Below are 21,886 nucleotides of genomic sequence, written 5' to 3' on the forward strand. Positions count from 1 at the left end.
TTCCGGGACCCCCCGAATCGCTCCGATACGGGAACCCTATCGACTGCGGGAAGTCCGTTCTCCGGGCAGCCGGAAACCCGACCGAGAGCATTTCCGCCCTCGTCCGGGAATGCCCGGCACATCGGTCAGGAGTCGTTCACGAACTGTTCAGCACCCCGCCCGCCGCGATCCGGCTCGCGGCCACGGCGGTCTTCGCCGCGCCACCGCTCCCGCCGGTGAAGGTGAACAGGCCGGGGCCGGCCGGGCGCAGCCGCAGACCGGCGGACGCGTGGTAGCAGTCCGACGAGGCCACGACGAGTTCCGGCGGCGAGACCTCCACCGGCACGCCGAACCTGCGCCGCGCCTCGGCCGCCACCCGGTCGGCCAGTCCGGGATCGGGCCGCACGTCCCCGGGGGCCAGGTCCCAGCGGTCGCAGCCGAGGCCGAGCAGGAACGTCCCGTCGCCCCGAGGTCTGCCGTACAGGCCGGTGTCCTCGTCGACGAACGCGCCCAGGCCGGGCAGGTCGACCCGGTGGACGCCGTACTGGATCTGCTTGGTGCGCAGCGTTCCGCCGTGCTCGACCAGGCCGGGCGACCACGCGCCGGCCGCCACGACCACCGCGTCGTACTCCCGCACGGACCCGTCCGACGTGCGCAGGGTGGGCCCGGTCACCACTCCGGTGACGGCCGTGCGCACGACGTGCACCCCGTGCTCCACCGCCCACGCCAACGCGCTGTCGCGCAGCCGGGCGGGCGAGAGGTAGCCGGCGTGCCGCTCGACCACGGCGACCGCGTCGTCCCGCAGGTCCCGGTAGCCGAAGCGCCGGCGCAGCTCCGCCGCGTCCACGACCTCGGCCGAGCCGGGCAGCCGCTCGTCCACGACCCGCACCGACCCGGTGGGGTCGACCCCGCGCGGCAGCAGGTAGGAGGAACCGATCTCGCGGTACCCGCTCCACTCGCGCAGCCGGGCGTCCGACCGCACCTCGGCGAGGCTGTCCGCCGCGTCCCGCCCGGCGTCCGGGTCGACCTCGAAACCACGCACCAGCCCGCCGGACACCGCCGAGGCGTCCACCACCGACCGGCCCAGGGCGACGACCTCGACCCGCACGCGGTCGGAGGCTTCGCGCAGCCGCCACGCCAGCAGCGCGCCCGCGAGACCCCCGCCGACCACCCCGACCCTCATGCCCGACGGCCCACCGGGTTCGACCCGAAAAGACCGGAAGTGCCACGTGAAATTTGCCCGATGCGCCTCGCGGGCAAATCAGACAATGTATGGCGGACTGTTTCGCCGCCCAACGGACCGCACACCCCGGACTCCCCTCCGACTGGGTAACCAGATAGTAGGCACGGTCCGGGCCATGTCAAAGAAACATTCGACCGATCCCGGCCGGCTCATAGCCAACCCTTATGAGGGAGGGTCCGGGCAGGTTTTCCGGCCATCGGACACCGCCGATCGGCCGCTCGCCCAGGGTGACCGGTCAATTACCCGCTAGCCCACCGTGACCGACCAATTACGGGTGTGCACCAGATAGCAGAACTCGTCGAGGAGCTTCGCCAGCGAGCGGCCCGGCCGGCCGAGCCGCTCGACCAGCTCGGGTTCGTCCGCGCCGGACTCGGCGAGCAGGTCGAGCGCCCACCCCCGGCCCAGCGCCAGGTGGGCGGCGTAGGCGGTCCGGTCGCGCGCGCCGTGCAGCTTCTGCGCGATCAGGTCGTCCCACGGCATCAGGCTGTTGGGGCGCAGGGCGAACAGCAGCTTCGACGCGGCGGTCGGGCCGAGCGAGCGGGTGGTGGCGGCCGGTGTCGCGACCAGCGCGGCGAAGCACTCGCCGAGCTCCGCGATCCGCTCGTCGGTCAGCTCGCCGATCCGGGTCCGCGCGGCGGGCAGCGCGCCGCGCCACCGGTCCCACCACGCGGCCAGGCCCTCGTCGAACACCTGCGGCTCGCCGGCCTTCGGGTAGCGGATGCGGCAGCCCCACGCGTTGAGCCAGCGGTGCGCGGCCTCGCGGTGCGCGGGCAGCGCCAGGTCGACGGCCGGGGCGGTGGCGGCGAGCAGCGCCGCCCACGACCTGTCCGGCTGGGAGTAACCGCCGAATTCGGCGACGGCGGCGCGCAACGTGCTGAGGTCCGGTTTCACAACGGGGCAGACTAGCCCGGCCCGCCGGGCTTACGATCCCGTGCCGTGACCACGAATCTCCCCCACCTCGCCGAGCTCACCAGCGTCGAAGACGGCTACCGCCACTACCCCAAGGAGGTCGTCGCGCTGCCCGAGCACGACGTCGTCCTGTCGGACTCCCACCTCAAGTGGTACGAGGTCCGCAAGGCCGACGCGGTGGTCGACCCCGACGTGCGGGCGCAGGGCCACCGGTTCCTGCGGGACGAGGTCGCGGCGGGTCGTCTCGCCGTCTCCGGCGACCTGGGGTTCGTGGTGCACCACCTGTGCGGCGGGACGTTCCACTTCGTCATCGTCTGCACCTGGCGCAACAACAACGAGATGTGGCTCAGCGTCTACTACCGCGAGGTCACCCAGCACGAGGGGTTCCAGAAGTTGGAGCAGGGACCGCACCTCCAGGTGGTGTGCGTCTGGGAGCTCGGCGCGGTGCTGCACGAGCGCGCGGCGTGGTCGCGCTTCCTGTACTCCGAGCGCGACGACGCGGCCAAGGCCGCCTACCTCGCCGACCGGTTCACCGGGACCGTCTGACAAGTCCCCCGTCCGCCCCGCGACCCGCGCTTCCTCGCCGGTCGCGGGGCGGACCTGCCCGCGCGCCCCGCGCCGCCGTCGCACTTCGGCAACCCGCAGTTCCTCCCGGTCCCGCCCCCGTCGTGCCCGGGGCGTCAGCCGGTCGGCTCCGACTCGTCCGGCGTCCACGGCCCTTGCAGCGGGCCCGGCGCGACCGGCTCGTGGACCAGGGGCGCGGTCGGGGTCGTGTTGTGGTGCAGGCGGAACACGTCGAAGCGGTTGTAGTGGCCGATGATGTCGTGCATCTGCTTGGGCTGGATGCAGCGCGCCAGGTCGATCTCGGCGTAGACGATGCCCTCGTCGTCGACCAGCGGTTCGGTGACCGGGTTGCCGTCCGGGCCGAAGATCCCGGACAGGGCGCTGTTCGGGCGGCGCATCCGGCGCGCGGTCGCCACGTCGTCGCCGGCCGCGACCTCGATCATCTCGTCGGTGATGGTGGAGCAGGCCACGATCGAGAACAGCTTGCCCTCGAACGCGTGCGCGGCGGTGCGGATCGCGATCGCCTGGGCCATGTCGTAGTCGGCGGGCGCGACCGGCAGGGCGATGTAGGTGGCGGCGTGCACGAGTTCGCCTTGCGCCAGCAGGGAGAACCGGGCCAGCGTGTTGGTGTTCTCGCCGCACGCGAGGACGCCGAGCGGGCCGATGGGCGTCCGGTGCACGACCACCGTGCTGCCGTCACCGGGCGTCCAGGTGAGCTTCTCCGCCCACGTGGGCACGAGCTTGCGGTGCCGGCCGATCAGCGAGCCGTCCGGGCCGATGGTGAGCACGGTGTTGTAGAGCACGCCCAGGCTGTGCCGGCCGCGTTCGTTGACCCCGATCACGACCGTGGTGCCGGTGGCCGCCGCCGCCGCGCGCAGCACGTCGACGTGCGGTCCGGGCACGTCGACCGAAGCGCGGTACAGCCGTTCGTAGAGCGGGGACCCGGCGACCGGGTTCATCGTCCAGTTCCAGTACGGGTAGCCGGCGACGAACACCTCCGGGAACACCACGAGCTCGGCACCCCGGCCGGCGGCCTCGTGGATGATCGCCGCGGCCTTCGCCACGGTGGCGGCCGGGTCCAGGTACACCGGGGCGGCCTGCACGGCGGCGGCGGTGAAGCACGGGAAGTCGTCCATGGGTTCTCCTGACTGGGGGTGTTCCCTACCGGCCGGGCCGCCAGCGCTGGTGCACGGGTTCGGGTTCGGCGGGGTGCAGCGCGAGCGCCGGTCGGGCCCGGCCCGCCGAGGGCGGTTTCGCGCGGCCGGCGGCGTGGATCGGCGGCCAGTGCGCGCCGGGGCCCCGATAGCCGAGGTCGGCGGCGGCGTGCAGGGTCCACGCCGGGTCGTGCAGGTGGGCGCGGCCGACGCCGATCAGGTCCGCCCGGCCGGCGAGCAGGACGGAGTTGGCGTCGTCGTAGCCCGAGATGCCGCCGACGGCGATGGTCGGGATGCCGGCAGCGGACCGGATGCGCGCGGCGAACGGGGTCTGGTAGCCGCGCCCGTACGCCGGTCGCTCGTGCGGCACGACCTCGCCGCTGGACACGTCGATCGCGTCCACGCCGTGCGCGGCGAAGGCGGCGGCGATGCGGACGGCGTCCTCGACGGTCGTGCCGCCGGGTGCCCAGTCGACGGCGGAGATCCTGGCCAGCAGGGGTTTGCGCCAGACCGCGCGGACGGCGTCCACGACGGCGAGCGGGAACGCGAGCCGCCCGTCGAGCCCGCCGCCGTAGCGGTCGGTGCGCTGGTTGGTCAGCGGCGACAGGAACGTCGAGAGCAGGAACCCGTGCCCCGCCTGGAGCTCCAGCACGTCGAACCCGGCCGCGTCGGCGCGCGCGGCGGCCTCGGCGAACTCGCCGACCAGCACGTCCAGCTCGCCCCCGGTCAGCTCGCGCGGTGCGGGCAGGCCCCGGTACGCGAGCGGCGACGGCGCGACGGTCTCCCACCCCCGGTCCAGCGGCACGCCCGACGAGCCCGCGACGGGCACGTCGGTCGAGCCCTTGCGGCCGGAGTGGCTGAGCTGCACGCCGAGCAGGGACCCGCTGTGCTCGTGCACGGCGTCGGTGATCCGCCGCCACGCGGCGACCTGGCCGTCGTCGTAGAGCCCGGCGCAGGCCGGTGTCACCCGGCCCTCGGCGCTGACCGCCGTCATGCCGGCCAGCACGAGTCCGCTGCCGCCCAACGCCTTCCCGGCCAGGTGCAGCAGCTCGGCGTCGCCCGGCACGCCGGCCGAGGCCCGGTAGAGCGCGACCGGCGCGGACACCACCCGGTTGCGCAGGGTCGTGCCGCCCAGCGGGAACGGCTGGAACAGCGGCGGGGTCGGCACGTCCTGCCCGGTGTCGAACCAGCGGTCGAGGGCGGCGACGTACCCGGGATCGCGCAGCCGGAGGTTGTCGTAGGTGACCCGGCGGCTGCGGGTCAGCAGGTTGAACGCGAACTGGTCGGGCTCCTGGCCGACGGCGTGGTCGATCGTCTCGAACCACTCCAGGCTCGCCTGCGCGGCCCGCTGGGTGGACTCCACGACCGGGCGGCGCTCGGTCTCGTAGCGCTCCAGCGCGGGACCGATCCCCCCGCCGTCGCGGGACGCGGTGCCCAGGGCGGCGGCCAGCGCCAGCGCGTCCTCCATCGCCAGCTTGGTGCCGGAGCCGATGGAGAAGTGGGCGGTGTGCGCGGCGTCGCCGAGCAGCACCAGGTTCTCGTGCCGCCACGTCGCGTTGCGCACGGTGGTGAACCGGACCCACTTGGAGTTGTTGGTCAGCAACGAGTACCCGTCGAGGAAGTCGCCGAGCAGCGCGGCGCACCGGGCCACGCTCTCCTCGTCGCTGCGCCCCGGCGGCAGGTCCCGGCCCAGCCCGGCGAATCCGGCGGCGCGCCAGGTGTTCTCGGTGAGCTCGACGATGAACGTGCTGCGGTCGGCGCTGAACGGGTAGGCGTGCACCTGGACCGGGCCGTACCGGGTCTCGCGCACCAGGAAGGTGAACGCCTCCAGCACCCGGTCGGTGGCCAGCCACATGTACCGGCAGTGGCGCTCGTCCAGCGAGGGCCGGAACACGTCGGCGTACTTCGCGCGGGTCGCCGAGTTGACCCCGTCCGCCGCCACGACCAGGTCGTGGTCGCGGCGCAGCTCGTCGGCGTCCGGGGCGGGCGTGGAGAAGCGCACGTCCACGCCGAGGTCGGCGCAGCGCCGGCGGAGGAGCTGGAGCAGCCGCTTGCGCTCGATCGCGGCGAACCCGTGACCACCGGAGGTCCGCACGGTGTCGCGGTAGTGGATGTCGATGTCGCTCCAGCGCGCGAATTCGGCCTCCACCGCCTCGGCGATGACGGGGTCCGCGCCCGCGATGCCGTCCAGCGTCTCGTCGGAGAACACCACGCCGAAGCCGAACGTGTCGTCGGCCGCGTTGCGCTCCCACACGGTGATCTCCCGGGCGGGGTCGAGGCGCTTGGCCAGGGCCGCGAAGTACAGCCCGCCGGGGCCGCCGCCGATGACCGCGATCCTCATCGGCCGCCCCCCGCCACCGCGCCGGCCAGGGCCGACCGCACGTCGTCCGGCCACGGCGTCGCGCCGGGCGCGTCGGGCTCGACGTGCGCGATCACCAGCGTGCCGTCCGCCGCCACGCCCGCTTCGCCGTGCACGGTGAACTCGTAGTGCAGCGAGGTCCGGCCGACCCGGACCACCCTGAGCCGGGCGTGCACCGTCTCGCCGAACCACAGCCGCGACCGGTAGTTGACCTCGTGCCGCACCCTGGGCGCGCGCCCGAACAGGCGGGCCAGCCCCAGCCCGCGCAGCAGTTCCGCCTCGGCGTGCTCCACCCAGCGCAGGATCGCGGAGTGGTGCTGGTGCCCGGCGGCGTCGGTGTCGTGCCACTCCACGCGGCGCTCGATCGTCACCTCGGGCCGGGAATCCGGTGTCGCCATAGCTGCCCCTCCAGGACTCTTGACACCGCGAACCGTATTGCGGAATGTTGACGTCCGTCAAGACAACGAGATATCGCGCCGAGTGGCGAGGAGCTGCCGTGACGACCTACAGCGATGACGTGCTTGGCCGCGCCCGCGTGACCGACAACGCCGACCTGCACGCGTACTACGAGAAGCTGGAGCGCCTCGACGCCGGCGCGCTGTGGACCATCGCGAACAAGATCGAACCCTGGTACCCGCAGCCGCAGTCCGTGCCGGTGAAGTGGAGCTACCAGGAGCTGCGCCCGCTGGTGATGGAGGCGCTGCGGCTGGTCAGCGGCGATGACGCCGGCCGCCGGGTGGTCGCGCTGTACAACCCGCTGCGCCGGGACATCGCGGCCACCGTCGGCCTGCTCTACAGCGGCCTCCAGATCATGGGTCCCGGCGAGTCGATGACCGCCCACCGGCACCAGGCCGCCGCGCTCCGGTTCGTGATCGAGGGCACCGGCGCGTGGACGATCGTGGACGGCCAGAAGCTCAAGGTGGGTCCCCGCGACTTCGCCATCACGCCCAACTGGACGTGGCACGAGCACGGCAACGAGGGCGAGGACGGGCCGGTCATCTGGCAGGACGGCCTGGACATCCCGCTGGTCAACGCCATGGACGCCGGGTTCTACGAGGTGCACCCGGACGTCTTCCAGAAGCAGGAGGGGATCACCAACTCCTCGCTGCACGTCTACGGCGCGGGTCAGTTGCGGCCGTTCGGCGACACGTGGCACAAGAACCACTCGCCACTGCTCGCCTACCCGTGGGAGACCACCTACGAGGCGCTGCTCAACGCCGCCGAGGCGACCGACGGCTCCCCGTACGACGGCATCATCATGGAGTACAGCAACCCGCTGACGGGCGGTTCGGTCATGCCGACCATGAGCGCCCACATGCAGTTGCTGCGGGCGGGCGAGTCGACGCTGGCGCACCGCCAGGTCGGCTCCAAGATCTACACCGCCGCCAAGGGCAGCGGCACGTCGGTCGTGGCGGGGCAGCGCATCGACTGGAGCGAGGGCGACATCTTCTGCGTCCCCTCCTGGGCCTGGCACGAGCACGCCAACGCCAGCCGGTCCGACGACGCCTGCCTGTTCTCGTTCAACGACTTCCCGGTCATGCGGGCCCTCGGGTTCTTCCGCGAAGAGGCCTACCCGGACAACGACGGCCACCAGCCGGTCGCCTGACACCCGAGAACGGACACCCCATGCTGCTGGTCACCTTCTCCACCCACGACGGCACCCACCGCCTCGGCGTGCAACGGGAGTCCGACGTCGTCGACGTCGGCGCGCTGGCCGCCGCGCGGTCCGCCCCGGCTCCCGCCACGCTGCTGGAGGCCGTCCGCCAGGACGCGGCGGACGCCGTCGCGGCCCTGCTCGACGGTCCGCTCCCGGACGGCGTCACGCACCCGCTGGACACCGTGGCGCTGCACGCCCCGCTGCGGCCCGGGAAGATCATCGCGGTCGGCCTCAACTACACCGAGCACGTCGCCGAGTCCGCCCGCGCCCTGGACACCGCGCAGGAGCTGCCGCAGCGGCCGGTGCTGTTCGCCAAGCCCGCCACGGCCGTCATCGGCCCGGAGGAGGCGATCGAGCACAACGGTCACCTCACCCAGCAGCTCGACTGGGAGTGCGAACTCGCCGTGGTGATCGGCAGGACCGCCAAGCGGGTCCCGGCCGAGCGGGCGCTGGAGCACGTCTTCGGCTACAGCGTGCTCAACGACATCAGCGCGCGCGACCAGCGCCGGGGCGGGCTGTGGTTCTACTCCAAGGGCCAGGACACCTACGCGCCGTTCGGCCCGGCCGTGCGCACCGCCGACGAGATCCCCGACCCGCACGCGCTGGAGCTGTCGCTGAAGGTCAACGGCGAGGTGCGGCAGAAGTCCAGCACCCGGTACATGCTGTTCCGCATCCCCGAGCTGATCGCCGACATCAGCGCCGGCATCACCCTGGAGCCGGGCGACGTGATCGCCACCGGCACGCCCGCCGGGGTGGGCGCGGGGCGCACGCCCCAGGTGTGGCTGTGGCCCGGCGACGTGGTGGAGGCGACCGTGGAGCGCATCGGCACGCTGCGCAACCCGGTGGTGGACGTCCGATGAGGACCTTCCGGATCGGCCAGATCGTGCCGAGCTCCAACGTGACCATGGAAACCGAGATCCCGGCCATCTTCCGGGCGCGCGAGGCGGTCGCGCCCGAGCGGTTCACGTTCCACTCCAGCAGGATGCGCATGAAGCACGTGCGCAAGGAGGAACTCGCCGCCATGGACGCCGACTCGGGCCGCTGCGCCGCCGAACTGTCCGACGCCCGGGTGGACGTCCTCGGGTACGCCTGCCTGGTCGCGATCATGAGCCTCGGGCGGGGCTACCACCGCACCTCCGAGCGCAACCTGGCCGCGATCACCGCCGAGAACGGCGCACCCGCACCCGTCGTGACCAGCGCCGGAGCCCTGGTGAACGCGCTGCACCTGATCGGCGCGCGGTCCATCACGGTGGTCTGCCCGTACCTCAAGCCGCTCACCGAGACCGTGGTGGACTACATCCGGGACGAGGGCGTGGAGGTCGCCGACTACACCGCCCTGGAGATCCCCGACAACCTCGACGTGGCCGCGCACGACCCGAAGAACCTGGTTCCCATCGCCGCCGCGCTCGACTACCGGGACGCGGACGCGATCGTGCTGTCCGCGTGCGTGCAGATGCCGTCCCTGGAGACCGTCGAGATCGTCGAGCGGGAACTGGGCAAGCCGGTGCTCTCCGCGTCGATCGCCACCGCGCACCAGCTCATGCGCGCGCTCGACCTGCCCGCCCACGCGCCCGGCGCGGGCACCCTGCTGGCCGGCGGCTACGCCGACGCGCCACCGCGCACCTGACCCCTCCCCCGTCGCCCAGCGTCCCGACACTCCGGGAAGGAGTGCTGCCGATGCACAGATCCGCCCACGTCGACACGTTCTGCCGGGATCACCTCCCGCCGCCGGAGCAGCAGCCCGAATTCGTGTTCGACCTCCCCGAACTGCACTACCCGGACCGGCTCAACTGCGCGGAGGTGCTGCTGGACGGCGCGATCCGCCGGTTCGGCGCGGACCGGCCGTGCCTGCGCACGGCCGAGGAGACCTGGACCTACGGCGAACTCGCCGCGCGCAGCAACCGGATCGCCCACGTGCTCGTCGACGACCTCGGCCTGCGGCCGGGCAACCGGGTGATGCTGCGCGGCCCCAACAACCCGTGGACCGTCGCCGCGTGGCTGGCCGTGGTGAAGGCGGGCGGGGTCGCGGTCACCGTGATGCCGCTGCTGCGCGCCAAGGAGATCGCCGAACTGGTCGCGCTCACCGCGACCGGCCTGGTGCTCACCGACCACCGGTTCGCCGGCGACCTGCCCGAGGGCGTGCCGAGCGTGCGCTACGGCGGGTCCGGGGTGGACGACCTGGTCGCGCGCTGCGCCGCCAAACCGGACACCTTCGCGAGCGTGGACACCGCGTCCGACGACGTGGTGCTGCTCGCGCCCACGTCCGGCACGACCGGCCGGCCCAAGGCCACCATGCACTACCACCGCGACGTGCTGGCGTGCGCCGACACGTTCGCCCGGCACGTCCTCCGGCCCGAGCCCGACGACGTGTTCACCGGCACGCCGCCGATCGGCTTCACGTTCGGGCTGGGCGGGCTGGTGGTGTTCCCGATGCGGTTCGGCGCGTCGACGTTCCTGGTGGAGCGGGCCACGCCCGAGGAGCTCGCGGACGTCGTCGCGCGGCACGGCGTGACCGTGCTGTTCACCGCGCCGACGGCGTACAAGGCCATGCTGGCGGCGGGGAGAGCCGCCGACCTGGCCGGGCTGCGGCGGTGCGTGTCGGCCGGCGAGCACCTGCCACCGTCCACCTGGGAGCACTTCCACCGGGAGACCGGGGTGCGGATCATCAACGGCATCGGCGGCACGGAACTGCTGCACATCTTCATCTCCGCCGCCGACGACGAGATCCGGCCGGGCGCGACGGGCAAGGCGGTGCCCGGGTTCCGGGCGGCCGTGCTGGACGCCGACGGGAACCCCGCGCCGGACGGCGTGCCCGGCCGGCTGGCGGTGAAGGGGCCCACCGGATGCCGGTACCTCGCCGACGCGCGCCAGCTCGACTACGTGCACGACGGTTGGAACCTCACCGGCGACACCTACGTGCGCGACGCCGACGGCTACTTCTGGTTCCAGGCCCGCGACGACGACATGATCATCTCCTCCGGCTACAACATCGCCGGACCGGAGGTGGAGGCGGCGTTGCTGGACCACCCGGACGTCGCCGAGACCGCCGTGGTCGGCGCGCCCGACCCGGATCGCGGGGCGATCGCGCACGCGTTCGTGGTGCTGCGGTCGGGTGCGTCGGCCGACCCGGCGAAGGCCGCCGAGCTCCAGGCGTTCGTGAAGTCGGTGATCGCGCCGTACAAGTACCCCCGGCGGATCGAGTTCGTCGCCGAGCTGCCCCGGACGCCGAGCGGGAAGGTGCAGCGGTTCAAGCTCCGCGCGGAGGTGCGGGAGCGGGCGCAGCACGAGGTCACACCCGGTGACGCACTGATACCGTGACGCGGTGACGACGGGATCGGGCGAGGTCGGGTTCGCCGACGTGGACAGCTACGCGAAGGCGGCCCAGCCCCGGCAGTTCATCGTGACGCTCTACGGCCTGTTCTCCCGCGACCACGCGGGATGGCTGTCCGTCGCCTCCGTGGTGGGCCTGCTCGGCGAGCTCGACATCGACGAGGCCGCCGTCCGGTCGTCCATCTCCCGGCTCAAGCGGCGCGACGTGCTCCAGGCGGAACGGCGCGGCGGGGCGGCGGGGTACGCCCTGTCGCCCGCCGGACTGGCCATCCTGGACGAAGGCGACCACCGCATCTTCCGGCGCAAGCGGGCGACCCTCGCCGACGGCTGGCTGCTCGCGGTGTTCTCGGTGCCCGAGTCCGAGCGCAACAAGCGGCACCTGCTGCGGTCCCAGTTGAGCAGGCTGGGCTTCGGCACCACCGCGCCGGGCGTGTGGATCGCGCCCGCGCACCTGCACGAGCCGACCGCCGACATCCTGCGCAGCCAGGACCTGCACGGCTACGCCGACCTGTTCCGGGCCGACCACCTGGCGTTCGGCGACCTGGCCGGCAAGGTCCGCCGGTGGTGGGACCTGGACCAGTTGGAAGCGCTGTACTCGGCGTTCCTGACCGAGCACGGCCCGTCGCTGGAGCGGTGGCGGGGCCGGCGGACGGTGGACGAGCGGGCGGCGTTCGCCGACTACGTCCGGCTGCTCACCGACTGGCGACGACTGCCCTACCTGGACCCCGGTCTGCCCGAAGAGCTGCTGCCGCCGGAGTGGATCGGCATCCGGGCCGCGGACCTGTTCTTCAGCCTTCAGGACCGGCTGGAGGGCCCGGCCCGCGCGCACGGCGTGCGGACGGTCTCCGGCTGAGCCTCACCCGGCCGGGGCGGACCGGGCGCGCAGTGCCAGGTAGGAGGTCCGGACCAGGTCGACCGGTCCTGCGGGGACGGGGACGGGGGCGGGAACTTGGGGACGCCCAGGCGGCGCACGGCGCGGGGCACGACGACCGCGCCCACCAGGATCATCCCGCCCGTCCGACCCCTCGGCGATCACGTACGGGCTCGGGGCCCACGCCAGGCTCACCGCGAACGCGCGACTGCCCAGCGGCGCGGCCACCAGCACCCCGGACCGCCCGGGTCGCCTTCCGGGCCCGCCCGTGGGTGCTGCACCTGGTGGTCACCGCGCCCTCGCCGGGCCCGAACATGCTGCGGTGGCTGGACTCCGCGCTGACCGGCAGGCCGGGTCCCCACGCCGGAGGACACTGCCGAACGCGACCGGCGGCTGGGCGAGCTGGTCGACTTCACCCGTACCCGAGCCTGCTCAAGGTCCCCCGGGCGGGCGGGGCACCGTGGTCGGGCGACCGGTTCGAATTCGGCTCGCGACGCCTGCTGGACGGCATCGAGGCGCTGGTCGCGTCCCGGCGGGACTGACCGTCAGCGGCCGAGCGCCGCGCGGACCCGGCCCACCACCGCGCTCTCGTCCCGGCCGACCCGGCCGTCCGCCGACGCGACCTGCTCGCACATCCGGACGACGGCGAGCGCGAACGCCTCGGCCTCGTCCGGCGACCGCGCGGCCAGGAACGCCATCGACCCGCGCAACGCCTCCAGCACGCCGTGCTCCACGTCGTCGACCGAGCCACCGGGCAGTTCCGGCGTGCCCGAGTCGACGGCCTCGCGCACCCGTGGCGGCAGGGCGGCCATGGCCCTGATGCCGGCGTGGCTCTCCTGGTCCAGCGCGCCCTCCTCGGCCACCGACACCAGCACCATCGCGCCGTAGACGGCCGTGCGCAGAGTACGGCTCTCCTCGTCCGGGTATCCGCTCATGGGACAACCCTATCGGCCCGGATGATCACCGCCCGTCACGCGGGCGGGGACGCGAGCAGCTCCGACACGGTGCGGAACCGGTAGCCCCGCTCGTGGAGGCGGTCGATGATCGGGCCCACCGACTCGCGCGTCACGGTGCGACCGGCGTACATGCCGTGCAGCAGCACGATCGAGCCCGGCCGCACCTGCTCGACGGTCCGGCGCACCAGCTCCTCGGCGGTGACCACCTCGTCGGACCGGGAATCGGTCTCCACGTCCCAGGTGATCGTCTTGCGGCCGTGCTCTGCCAGGTAGTGCGGGAGGGCCACCAGCTTCTTGCCGTGGGGCGGGCGGAAGGTGATCGCACCGGAGTACCCGGTCGCGCGAATCCGCTCGTCGGTCCTCTCGATCTCCTCGGCCACCCGGGACGGCGTCACGAACACCATCCGCTCGTGCGAGTACGAGTGGTTGCCGAGTTCGTGACCCGCGTCGGCGATCGCCTCGCCGAGCTCCGGGTGCGCGGCGAGCTCCTGGCCGGTCAGGTAGAACGTGCCGCGCACCCCCTTGGCCGCCAGCGCCTCCAGCAGCGGCCGGGTGCCCGCCGGGTCGGGTCCGTCGTCGAAGGTCAGCGCGAGGACCTTCTCGTCGGTCTCCACCCGGTGCACGATCTCGCCGAACACCTGGAACGTCCGCGCGTTGACCAGCGCCACCAGCCCGACCGCGCCGAGCGGCACCAGCACGACCACGGCCACCAGGACCGGCACCCACCGACGGGCCCGCGGGGCGCGGGGTGGCAGTCGCATCGAGCCATCCTGGCGGATCACGATCCGTGACCCCCGGCGGCACCTCCCGGCCGGACACCGCGCACAAACGTTCAAGACGGGCCGTGCCGGCGGCGGCTAGAACTCCCCCGTGGTCGAACTCGGATTCATCGGACTCGGCGTCATGGGACAGCCCATGGCGCTCAACCTCGCCCGCGCGGGCGTCCCGCTCACCGTCTGGAACCGGACGGCCGACCGTTGCGCTCCCCTCGCCGACGCGGGCGCGCACGTCGCCCCCGAACCGGGCGGGGTGTTCGCGCGGGCCGACGTCGTGGTGCTCATGCTCGCCGACGAGGCGGCGGTGGACGCGGTGCTGGATCGCGGCGGCGCGGGGTTCGCCGCGCGGTGTCGCGGGCGGACGGTCGTGCAGATGGGCACGATGGCCGCCGACTACTCGCGCGCCCTCGCCGTCGACGTGGCCGCCGCCGGCGGGGCGTACGTCGAGGCCCCGGTGTCCGGTTCGCGCGGACCGGCCGAGCAGGGCGCGCTGGTGGCGATGCTGTCCGGCGCGGACGCCGACGTGGCCCGGGTCCGGCCGCTGCTCGCGCCGATGTGCGCGCGGGTGGTGGACTGCGGACCGGTGCCGGGCGCGCTGCTGATGAAGTTCGCGGTCAACCTCTTCCTGATCACCACGGTCACCGGGCTGGCCGAGGCCTACGGGTTCGCCGAGGCGCACCGGCTGGACCCGGCGCTGCTCACCCGCGTCCTCGACGCCGGGCCGATGGCGTCGGCGGTGTCGCGGGCCAAGGCGGCGAAGCTGCTGGCGGGCGACTTCACCGTGCAGGCGTCGATCACCGACGTGCTGAAGAACAACCGGCTGATCGCCGAGGCCGCCCGCGCGGCCGGCGTCGTGTCACCGCTGCTGGACGTCTGCCACGCGCTGTTCGGCGAGACCCAGGCGCTCGGCCACGGGGGCGCGGACATGGCCGCCGTGGTGCACGCCATCCGGGCCCGCGCCTGACCCGCGACCCGAGCCACCGCGCACCGCCGCCGTCCACACCGCCGGCGTCACCCCGTAGGCGCGCTTGAACATCCGGGTGAGGTGGCTCTGGTCGGCGAACCCCACGGCCACCGCCACCTCCGCCGTCGGCACGCCCGCGCTCATCAGCCGGCGCGCCGCGTCGAGCTGGCGCAGGGTGCGGAACCGGGTCGGGCTGGTGCCGAACGCGGCGCGGAACTGCCGGGCGACGGACCACCGGTCCAGCCCGGACACCCGCTCGAAGTCGGCCGCCCGGTGCCGGTGCGCGAAGTCGTCGGCCAGCAGCGTCCGCACCCGGCGCACGGCGGCCAGGTCCAGCGTCGCCCGGCCCCGCGCCGGGTCGGTGGAGTGCGCGCGCAGCAGGTCCGCGACCGACGCGGTGATCTCGGCGGCCTCCACGTCGTCGAGCGGGTCGTCGATGTGCCGCAGCCAGTGCGCGACGGCCGGGCCGACCCGCGACGGCCGGATCACCGGATCGGGCACGAACGGCAGCGGCCGGCCGCCCAGCGCGTCCTGCACCAGCGCCGGGTCCAGGTAGAGAATCCGGTAGCCGAACCCGAGCTCGGTGCCCGCCGCCCCGTCGTGCAGCTCGTCGGGGTGCAGCACGTGCCACTCGCCCGGCAGGCAGTGCCGCCGCTCGCCCCGGTAGCCGAAGGTCTGCACCCCGGCCAACGTCACCCCGATCGCGTAGGTGTCGTGCCGGTGCGGTGCGAACGCGGTGCCGACCAGCGCGGCCTCCATCCGCTCGATACCCGCCGCGCCGCCCCCGAAGCGCAACCGCGCGGCATGTCCGATACCCGACAGCAGGGGGGTCTTTCGACCCGACACCGCGAAATTACGCATAACCGCCTCCCGACGCGGGTCAGACTAGGCGAGGTGTCGACCACCGCGTCGACCCCCGACCGACGGTGTTCCCGGCTGTGCCCGAGCGGTCGTCACGCGGTCACGCGGTCGTCCTCCGCGCGGCGCGGTCCAGCCGATCGTCATCCGGAGGTTGATCGTGTCCACTTTCGTCGTGCTGCTCGTCCTCGGGGCGGGTCTGTTCGTCGGCATGCGCCTCAACAGCGCGAGCGAGGCCCACGCGTACTTCTCCCACTCCCGCAGCCGCCTCGGGAGGGTCTTCGGCGACTGGATGCGGCAGCTCGTCCGCGCGATCGTGGGGGTGATCGGCCTGCTGGTGCTCCTCTACCTGGTGTTCTTCCAGTTACCGCTGACCTGATCCGGTCCCGGCGGGCGGCGGTGTCAGAGCGCGCGGACGACCCGGGCCGGGTTGCCCGCGGCGAACACCCGGCCGGGCAGGTCCCGGACGACGACGCTGCCCGCGCCGACCACGGTGTCGTCGCCGATGGACACGGCCGGGCAGACGACGACACCGCCGCCGAGCCACGCGTTGTCGCCGATCGTGATCGGGGCGGCTCGTTCCCAGCCGGCGCGGCGGCGTTCGTGGTCCTCCACGGGGTGCAGCGCGGTGAGCAGTTGCGCCCGGGGGCCGATCCGGACGTCGTCGCCGATCGTGATCGGGGCGTCGTCCAGGAACACCGCGTCGAGGTTGACGAAGCTGTTCGCGCCGATCCTGATCAGCGATCCGTAGCTGCACCGGAACGGGGGCAGGACGGCGGAACCCGGGCCGAACCCGGCGAGCAGCCCGCCCAGGATCAGGCGGCGTTCCTCGTCGTCGTCCGCGCCGGTGGCGTTGAACCGGTCGAGCGCCCGCGCGCAGCGCCGCCGGTCCTCGACCAGATCGGGTTCGTCGAGGTACCACTCGCCGCGCAGCATGCGGTCTCGTTGTTCGCCCACGAGTCCCTCCGGGTTGCCGGGATCACGTCGTGCCGGGTCCGGGCCGCCACCACCGCGCCCCGCGTCCCGGTCCCCCCGGGTCCTTCGACGCTACGGTGGCACCATCCCCTCTCGGACGGAGACCCACCCATGATCCACCCCGTCGGTGCCCGGGTCGACGGCGCGGACGAGTTCGGGCCGGCCGTCGAACGGGTCCTGCCGCGACTCCCCCGCCTGCTGGCCTTCGGCGAGCCGATGCACGGCGAGGACGAGTTCCTCCGCTACCGCAACGCCCTGATCGCCCACCTCGTCACCCACGCCGGGTTCCGCGCCGTCGCCATCGAGAGCAGTTGCCTGCACGCCGCCCTCGTCGACGATTACGTCCGGCACGGCCGGGGCGACCTCGACCACGTCATGGAGCACGGCTTCACCCACACCTCCGGCACCTCGCCGGCCAACCGCGACCTGGTCCGCCTGCTCGCGGCGCACAACCGCACCGCCGACGAGCCGGTCCGGTTCTTCGGGTTCGACGCGCCGGTCGAGATGATGGGCGCGGACAGCCCCCGCGCCGCCCTGTCCGCCCTGCACGGGTTCCTGGACGCGCGGCTGGACCACCTGCCCGCCACCTGGGACCGGATCGACGGCCTGCTGGGCGACGACGAGCGCTGGAGCGACCCCGCCGCCGCGATGGACCCGTCGCGGTCGGTCGGCGGGTCCGCCGGTGCCCGCGAGCTGCGGCTGATCACCGACGACCTGCGCTGGGTGCTGGCCGGCGACGTCCCGGCGCTGGCCGCCGACCCCGACGAGCTGTGGGACGCGGAACTCGCCGCCCGCACGGCCGCCGGGCTGCTCGCCTACCACGCGGGCATGGCGGGCGACTCGCCGGCGCGCGTGGCCCGCCTGCTCTCGATCCGGGACACGATGATGGCGGACAACCTGCTGGCCCTGGCCGCGCGGGGCACGCCGACGCTGGTGTTCGCGCAGAACCAGCACCTGCACCGGGGCGTCACCCGCTGGCGGCTCGGCGAACTGGACCTGCGCTGGCACAGCGCGGGCGCACTCGTCGCGCACCGGCTCGGCGAGGACTACGCCGTCATCGGCTCGGCCCTGGGCACGGCGGCGCACCACGGCATCCCGGAGCCGGACCCGGACACGATCGAGGGCGTGCTGGCCGCGCTGCCGGGCCGGGCACGGCTGGTGCCCGCCGCACAGCTCCCCCGCGACGCCAAGCCCCGGACCACCACCCACCACTCGTACTTCCCGCTCGACCCGACGCGGCGGGACGACTACGACGCCGTCCTCCTGCTCGGGACGATCGACGCCACCGGGCCCGGCTCCGAGTAGGTCGCGGCGGAGGTCCCGGCTCGGCCGGCTAGGACCCGCTGCGGGCGGACGGGTCGCGGACGGCGGCGACCCGGTGCGCCACCTCCTCGAACGGCCCGGTCGCGACGATCTCGCCGGCGTCCAGGACGACGACGGTGTCGGCGAGCCGCACGGTCGTGTCGCGGTGGGCGATCACCAGCAACGCGCACTCGGTGGCGATCTCCCGGACGGTGCGGGCGAACGCGGCCTCGTTGGCCGCGTCGAGGTGGGCGGTCGGCTCGTCGAGCAGGAGCAGGTGGGGTCGCGGGAGCAGGGCGCGCGCGATGGCCAGGCGCTGGCGCTCGCCACCGGAGACCATGCCGCCGTGCTCGCCGACCTGGGTGTCCAGGCCGTCGGGCAGCCGCTCGACCATCCCGGTGAGGTTGGTCAGGGCCAGCACGCGGCGGATCTCCTCGTCGGGCGCGTCGGGCGCGGCGTAGGCGACGTTCTCGCGCAGGGTGCCGTGCAGGACGGGTGAGCTCTGCTCGACCAGCCCGATGCGCGCCCTGGCCCGCGCGGTGGTCAGGTCGGCGTGCAGGTCCTGCCCGTCCAGGAGGACGGTGCCCCGGTCGGGGTCGTAGAACCGCTCCACCAGCGCGAAGATCGTGGACTTCCCGGCACCCGACCCGCCGACCAGGGCGACGTGGCCCCGGTGCGGGACGGAGAACGTGACGCCGCGCAGCACCGGCCGGTCGGGCCGGTAGCCGAACCAGACGTCGCGCAGCTCCAGCGCGGGCCGGTCCGGGTCGGCCGGACGCCGGTCCGCCGGCGCGTCCCGGACGCCGGGCCGGTCGGTCTCCACCGGCAGGTCGGTCAGGTCGTGCACCCGCTGGAGCGCGGCCAGTCCCCGCTGGATGGTGGCGGCGACCTCGAAGAGACCGGCGGCGGGCAGCGCGATGTAGCTGACGTAGAGCAGGAACGCCACCAGCTCGGCCAGGGTGAGGTGGCCGTGGGCGACGCGCGTGCCGCCGACGACCAGCACCACGATCAGCGACCCGTGCGCGGACAGCGTGACCGCCGGGCCGGACACCGAGTCCAGCCGGGCGGCCCGCAGGTTCTGCCGGTAGCTGCGGCGGGCGCACTCGGCGATGCGCTCCTTCTCGCGGTCCTCGGCCCGCATCGCCCGGACCGTCCGGATCGCGGTCAGCGCGCGCTCCAGCTCGGCCGACATCCGCCCCAGGTCGTCCTGCGCGTGCTCGGTGGCGTCGCGGATGCCGCCGAGCACGACCAGCGTCACCCCCCCGATGCCGCCGACGACGACGGCGACGATCAGGAACAGCAGCGGGTCCAGCCACAGCATCGCCGCCAGCCCGCCGACCACGACGAACACCCCGGACACCAGGTCGACGAGGTCGTAGGCGATCGCGTCGCGCAGCAGCGTGGTGTCGGTGGTGGTGCGGGAGAGCAGGTCGCCGACGCGGTGCCGGTCATAGACGCGCATCGGCAGCCGCAGCAGGCGGTCCACGAGGCGGACCCGCAGGTCGAGCACGATGCCCTCGCCGGTGCGCTCCAGCCAGTACCGCCCGAGCGTGTCGATCACCGCGGCGGCCACGAACACCACCGCGAGCAGCGCGAGCAGCCACCCGACCGCGCCGCTGTCGCCGACCGAGTCGACGGTCCGCATGGCCACCAGCGGTTGGATCAAGCCCAGGCCGGCACCCAGGAGGGTCAGTGCGAGGGCGACGAGGATGCTCCGGCGGTGGCCGCGCGTGGCGGCGACCAGGTGCCGCACCCCCACGCGGGTGCGCGCGGGCTCCTCCACTGCCACGGGCACCTGCGCGGGCGGCGCGACGACCGTCATCCGGTGTGGTCCTGTTCATCGAGTGGTGCCGGGTGGGCGGTCCGGTGGTCCGGCGGCCCGGCACCGGTTCGCGGGGCGTCTTCGGTCCTGGTCGGTGTCGCGGGGTCCGCGAGCCGGGGGGTCATCCGGGCGCTCCCGTCATCTCGGTGGCGTGACCGGCGGGCTCCAGGTCGCGCAACCAGCGCTCGCAGCCGATGGTCCGCTCGACCGTGATCGGGGCCGTGCCGGCGGGCCGGGCCCCGGTCAGCTCCGACCGCAGCCGGTCGACGTCAACCAGGCCCAGGGCGGCGAGCCGGGAGCCCTCGCACAGGGCGAGCAGGTCCGCGCGGTACCGCCGCAGGGCGACGTGCCCGGGGGCCGTGCCGCCCCGGGCGGTGCGCGACGGTGACCGTTCCGCGACGAGGCCGTGCATGGCCTCGGCCAGCAACGGCTTGTACCGCCAGGGGGTGGTGCGCTCGTGCGGGCGCACGGCCAGGCACGCCTCCACCACGCGGTCGTCCAGGAAGGGCGCGGCCACCGGCAGCCCGTCCGCCGTCGCGGCCAGGACGGTGCAGCGCATCGACCGGCCGCTCGCGCGCACCACCCGCACGTTGTCCTCCAGCGCCCCCGCCCGCACGCCCGGGTCCACCTCGTCGGCGGCGCGGAGCAGCAGCTCGCGCACGGCGTCCACCGCGTCCGGTGTCACCCACGCGGGCAGCCGCAGGACGTCCCGCCGGCTGTCGCCCGCGCCGGTGAGGGCGCGCGCCAGGGCCGGCAGCACGCGCCGCTCGTCACGCGCTGCGGTGAGCAGGCGGCGCACGCGCGACCACGACCAGCCGTGCGCCGCCTGGTGCCCGCGCACGTGCGCGTACGCCGCTCTCGGGTCGCGGCGCAGCAGCTCCGGCAGGTAGCTCCACGGCGCGTGCAGCACCTCGCTGCCGCCGTGGCCGGTGAGGTGCAGGCGGGAGCCGTGCGCGGTCAATAGCTGGGCCCGCGCGACGGCGTCGGCCCGCAGGCGGACGTGCGGGTGCGGCTCGTCCCGGGCGAGCCCGGGGCGCAGGATGCCGGTGTAGGGGCCGGGGAGGTCCTCCTCGGTCACGACCACGCGCCGCACCGCGGGCAGCCCGGCGGCGGCGACCGCCGCCCAGTGGGCGTCCTCGTCGGCCGGGTCCGCCCCGACGAGGCTGTAGGCGGGCAGCCGGTCGACCTGGCCGGCGGCCAGCGAGCACACGGCGGTCGAGTCGACGCCGCCGGACAGGTCGGCGCTGACCGCGCGCCTGGCCACCACCCGGGCGGCCACCGCCTCGGCCAGCGCCTCGTGCAGGGCGGGTGCTCCCGCGCGCAGCGACGAGACCGGCTGCGGCGGACGCCACCAGCGCACGGTCCGGGCCCGCCCGCGCGGCGACAGGACCAGGCAGTGGTCCTCGGCGACGGCCGTCACCCCGTGCCACAGCGGGCGTCCCGCCAGGGCCGGCGGCGGCTCCGGGAACAGCAGGCGGGACACCAGCAGCCGTTCGTCGACACCGGTCCCGAGCAGCCGGGCGAGCACGTCGGCGCGGTCGGCGGCCACGTCGACGTCGCCGTGGCGGGCGTGGAACACCCTGCGCACGCCGAAGGCGCTGCCCTGCACGCGGACCGCGCCGTCGACGCTCGCGATCAGGTGGGAGCTGCCGGTCAGGGAGCGCGCCGCCCGGTCCAGGTCGAGGAGGTGGGTGGTGCGCCGCGCGATGCCCGCGATCTCGGCGGGGGACGCCGGGCAGCACCCCAGCACGGCCACCCGGGTCCGCCCGGCGGTGCCGATCAGCAGGTCGCGCGGGTTCCAGCTACCGAGCAGCCACGGTCTGCGGGAGGGGTGGTCGACCCGCCGCACGGGGGTGAACGGCCCCGGACCCGCGCGCAGCGCCGCGACCGCGACGGCGGCGCTGTCGTCGTCCGGGAGGACCACGAACCACTCCTCGTCGCGGCCGGTGGCGGTGCCGGGAAAACCCGTGCTCACGACCGATCCCCTCAGCCGCCCGCCCCTCCTGCGCTCCGCCGCCGGGTCCGGGCGCGGCGGAAGTCCCGGCGGCGGAAGTCCCGGCGGCAGGAGTCCCCACGGCAGGAGTCCCCACAGCGGGCGTCCCCACAGCGGGCGTCCCCACAGCGGGCGTCCCCACAGCGGCCTGCGCGGTTCCCGGCGGTCGGTCCG

General features: G+C 74.2%; 21 protein-coding genes. 10 read left to right on the forward strand and 11 right to left on the reverse strand.

Annotation, left to right across the window (positions count from 1 at the left end):
• Positions 1-136: 136 nt before the first annotated feature.
• Both AB0G01_RS16770 and AB0G01_RS16775 read right to left on the reverse strand, forming a co-directional pair.
• The gene (locus tag AB0G01_RS16770; RefSeq protein ID WP_360945975.1) at positions 137-1,162 is read right to left on the reverse strand and encodes an FAD-dependent oxidoreductase; all 1,026 of its coding nucleotides are present in this window, start codon (positions 1,160-1,162) and stop codon (positions 137-139) included.
• 306 nt (positions 1,163-1,468) lie between these two features.
• A complete protein-coding gene (locus AB0G01_RS16775; protein WP_360945978.1) occupies positions 1,469-2,113 on the reverse strand; it encodes a hypothetical protein in 645 nt (214 codons plus the stop codon).
• 45 nt (positions 2,114-2,158) lie between these two features.
• On the opposite strand from AB0G01_RS16775, the gene AB0G01_RS16780 reads away from it, so the two are divergent.
• Entirely contained in the window at positions 2,159-2,677 is a 519-nt protein-coding gene (locus AB0G01_RS16780; RefSeq protein ID WP_360945981.1) for a hypothetical protein, read from the forward strand.
• 134 nt (positions 2,678-2,811) lie between these two features.
• Here the strand turns inward: AB0G01_RS16780 and AB0G01_RS16785 are convergent, their stop codons facing one another.
• The 3 genes from AB0G01_RS16785 to AB0G01_RS16795 are packed head-to-tail and all read right to left on the reverse strand — an operon-like array spanning position 2,812 to position 6,606.
• Positions 2,812-3,831, reverse strand: a complete 1,020-nt coding sequence (locus tag AB0G01_RS16785; protein WP_360945984.1) for a carbon-nitrogen hydrolase family protein — start codon at positions 3,829-3,831, stop codon at positions 2,812-2,814.
• Positions 3,832-3,856: 25 nt separating this feature from the next.
• Complete coding sequence (locus AB0G01_RS16790; RefSeq protein ID WP_360945987.1) at positions 3,857-6,190, reverse strand: FAD-dependent monooxygenase; 2,334 nt, start codon at positions 6,188-6,190, stop codon at positions 3,857-3,859.
• Positions 6,187-6,606: a thioesterase family protein gene (locus tag AB0G01_RS16795; protein WP_360945990.1), complete on the reverse strand. Its 420-nt coding sequence runs from the start codon at positions 6,604-6,606 to the stop codon at positions 6,187-6,189. Before AB0G01_RS16795 ends, AB0G01_RS16790 begins: the two co-directional genes overlap by 4 nt.
• A 98-nt stretch (positions 6,607-6,704) precedes the next feature.
• On the opposite strand from AB0G01_RS16795, the gene AB0G01_RS16800 reads away from it, so the two are divergent.
• The 6 genes from AB0G01_RS16800 to AB0G01_RS16825 all read left to right on the forward strand — a co-directional run bounded on the left by AB0G01_RS16800 (position 6,705) and on the right by AB0G01_RS16825 (position 12,608).
• Complete coding sequence (locus AB0G01_RS16800; protein ID WP_360945993.1) at positions 6,705-7,814, forward strand: cupin domain-containing protein; 1,110 nt, start codon at positions 6,705-6,707, stop codon at positions 7,812-7,814.
• A 20-nt stretch (positions 7,815-7,834) separates the two neighbouring features.
• Positions 7,835-8,725 (forward strand): fumarylacetoacetate hydrolase family protein, encoded by an 891-nt coding sequence (locus AB0G01_RS16805; protein ID WP_360945996.1) that lies wholly within the window; start codon positions 7,835-7,837, stop codon positions 8,723-8,725.
• On the forward strand, positions 8,722-9,492 hold the full coding sequence (locus tag AB0G01_RS16810) for an Asp/Glu racemase (RefSeq protein WP_360945999.1): 771 nt from the start codon (positions 8,722-8,724) through the stop codon (positions 9,490-9,492). The genes AB0G01_RS16805 and AB0G01_RS16810 overlap by 4 nt, the downstream gene beginning before the upstream one ends.
• 50 nt (positions 9,493-9,542) lie before the next feature.
• Positions 9,543-11,183: an AMP-binding protein gene (locus tag AB0G01_RS16815; RefSeq protein ID WP_360946002.1), complete on the forward strand. Its 1,641-nt coding sequence runs from the start codon at positions 9,543-9,545 to the stop codon at positions 11,181-11,183.
• 4 nt (positions 11,184-11,187) lie between these two features.
• Positions 11,188-12,048 (forward strand): PaaX family transcriptional regulator C-terminal domain-containing protein, encoded by an 861-nt coding sequence (locus AB0G01_RS16820; protein ID WP_360946005.1) that lies wholly within the window; start codon positions 11,188-11,190, stop codon positions 12,046-12,048.
• A 290-nt stretch (positions 12,049-12,338) separates the two neighbouring features.
• Positions 12,339-12,608, forward strand: coding sequence for a hypothetical protein (locus AB0G01_RS16825; RefSeq protein WP_360946008.1), 270 nt, complete (start codon positions 12,339-12,341; stop codon positions 12,606-12,608).
• A gap of 3 nt (positions 12,609-12,611) precedes the next feature.
• Here the strand turns inward: AB0G01_RS16825 and AB0G01_RS16830 are convergent, their stop codons facing one another.
• Both AB0G01_RS16830 and AB0G01_RS16835 read right to left on the reverse strand, forming a co-directional pair.
• Positions 12,612-13,001: a hypothetical protein gene (locus tag AB0G01_RS16830; RefSeq protein WP_360946011.1), complete on the reverse strand. Its 390-nt coding sequence runs from the start codon at positions 12,999-13,001 to the stop codon at positions 12,612-12,614.
• Positions 13,002-13,036: 35 nt separating this feature from the next.
• On the reverse strand, positions 13,037-13,783 hold the full coding sequence (locus tag AB0G01_RS16835) for a polysaccharide deacetylase family protein (protein WP_360946014.1): 747 nt from the start codon (positions 13,781-13,783) through the stop codon (positions 13,037-13,039).
• 109 nt (positions 13,784-13,892) lie between these two features.
• Here AB0G01_RS16835 and AB0G01_RS16840 point away from each other — a divergent pair, with 109 nt between their 5' ends.
• On the forward strand, positions 13,893-14,762 hold the full coding sequence (locus AB0G01_RS16840) for an NAD(P)-dependent oxidoreductase (protein WP_360946017.1): 870 nt from the start codon (positions 13,893-13,895) through the stop codon (positions 14,760-14,762).
• On the opposite strand, the gene AB0G01_RS16845 is transcribed toward AB0G01_RS16840, so the two are convergent.
• Positions 14,655-15,623 carry an AraC family transcriptional regulator gene (locus AB0G01_RS16845; protein ID WP_360946020.1) on the reverse strand — a complete coding sequence of 323 codons (969 nt, stop codon included), beginning with the start codon at positions 15,621-15,623 and terminating at the stop codon, positions 14,655-14,657. The two genes, AB0G01_RS16840 and AB0G01_RS16845, sit on opposite strands and share 108 nt — an antisense overlap.
• A 157-nt stretch (positions 15,624-15,780) precedes the next feature.
• Between AB0G01_RS16845 and AB0G01_RS16850 the strand changes: the two genes are divergently transcribed.
• Positions 15,781-15,999 (forward strand): hypothetical protein, encoded by a 219-nt coding sequence (locus AB0G01_RS16850; RefSeq protein ID WP_360946023.1) that lies wholly within the window; start codon positions 15,781-15,783, stop codon positions 15,997-15,999.
• Positions 16,000-16,022: 23 nt separating this feature from the next.
• Here AB0G01_RS16850 and AB0G01_RS16855 read toward each other — a convergent pair whose 3' ends face one another.
• Complete coding sequence (locus tag AB0G01_RS16855) at positions 16,023-16,577, reverse strand: sugar O-acetyltransferase (protein WP_360946026.1); 555 nt, start codon at positions 16,575-16,577, stop codon at positions 16,023-16,025.
• Positions 16,578-16,706: 129 nt separating this feature from the next.
• On the opposite strand from AB0G01_RS16855, the gene AB0G01_RS16860 reads away from it, so the two are divergent.
• Positions 16,707-17,900 (forward strand): erythromycin esterase family protein, encoded by a 1,194-nt coding sequence (locus tag AB0G01_RS16860; protein WP_360946029.1) that lies wholly within the window; start codon positions 16,707-16,709, stop codon positions 17,898-17,900.
• A 28-nt stretch (positions 17,901-17,928) separates the two neighbouring features.
• On the opposite strand, the gene AB0G01_RS16865 is transcribed toward AB0G01_RS16860, so the two are convergent.
• Both AB0G01_RS16865 and AB0G01_RS16870 read right to left on the reverse strand, forming a co-directional pair.
• A complete protein-coding gene (locus tag AB0G01_RS16865; RefSeq protein WP_360946032.1) occupies positions 17,929-19,719 on the reverse strand; it encodes an ABC transporter ATP-binding protein in 1,791 nt (596 codons plus the stop codon).
• A gap of 121 nt (positions 19,720-19,840) precedes the next feature.
• Positions 19,841-21,694: an asparagine synthase-related protein gene (locus AB0G01_RS16870; RefSeq protein WP_360946035.1), complete on the reverse strand. Its 1,854-nt coding sequence runs from the start codon at positions 21,692-21,694 to the stop codon at positions 19,841-19,843.
• Between the last annotated feature and the right edge of the window lie 192 nt (positions 21,695-21,886).

Origin of the sequence: Actinosynnema sp. NPDC023587 (assembly GCF_040640215.1) — a bacterium.
In the GTDB taxonomy this organism is placed as follows: Bacteria; Actinomycetota; Actinomycetes; order Mycobacteriales; family Pseudonocardiaceae; genus Actinosynnema.

Coding starts and splice junctions, on each gene's coding strand:
- AB0G01_RS16770 (WP_360945975.1), bottom strand. CDS start 1,162: ATGAGGGTCGGGGTGGTCGGCGGGGGTCTCGCGGGCGCGCTGCTGGCG.
- AB0G01_RS16785 (WP_360945984.1), bottom strand. CDS start 3,831: ATGGACGACTTCCCGTGCTTCACCGCCGCCGCCGTGCAGGCCGCCCCG.
- AB0G01_RS16790 (WP_360945987.1), bottom strand. CDS start 6,190: ATGAGGATCGCGGTCATCGGCGGCGGCCCCGGCGGGCTGTACTTCGCG.
- AB0G01_RS16795 (WP_360945990.1), bottom strand. CDS start 6,606: ATGGCGACACCGGATTCCCGGCCCGAGGTGACGATCGAGCGCCGCGTG.
- AB0G01_RS16805 (WP_360945996.1), top strand. CDS start 7,835: ATGCTGCTGGTCACCTTCTCCACCCACGACGGCACCCACCGCCTCGGC.
- AB0G01_RS16810 (WP_360945999.1), top strand. CDS start 8,722: ATGAGGACCTTCCGGATCGGCCAGATCGTGCCGAGCTCCAACGTGACC.
- AB0G01_RS16815 (WP_360946002.1), top strand. CDS start 9,543: ATGCACAGATCCGCCCACGTCGACACGTTCTGCCGGGATCACCTCCCG.
- AB0G01_RS16830 (WP_360946011.1), bottom strand. CDS start 13,001: ATGAGCGGATACCCGGACGAGGAGAGCCGTACTCTGCGCACGGCCGTC.
- AB0G01_RS16835 (WP_360946014.1), bottom strand. CDS start 13,783: ATGCGACTGCCACCCCGCGCCCCGCGGGCCCGTCGGTGGGTGCCGGTC.
- AB0G01_RS16845 (WP_360946020.1), bottom strand. CDS start 15,623: ATGCGTAATTTCGCGGTGTCGGGTCGAAAGACCCCCCTGCTGTCGGGT.
- AB0G01_RS16860 (WP_360946029.1), top strand. CDS start 16,707: ATGATCCACCCCGTCGGTGCCCGGGTCGACGGCGCGGACGAGTTCGGG.
- AB0G01_RS16865 (WP_360946032.1), bottom strand. CDS start 19,719: ATGACGGTCGTCGCGCCGCCCGCGCAGGTGCCCGTGGCAGTGGAGGAG.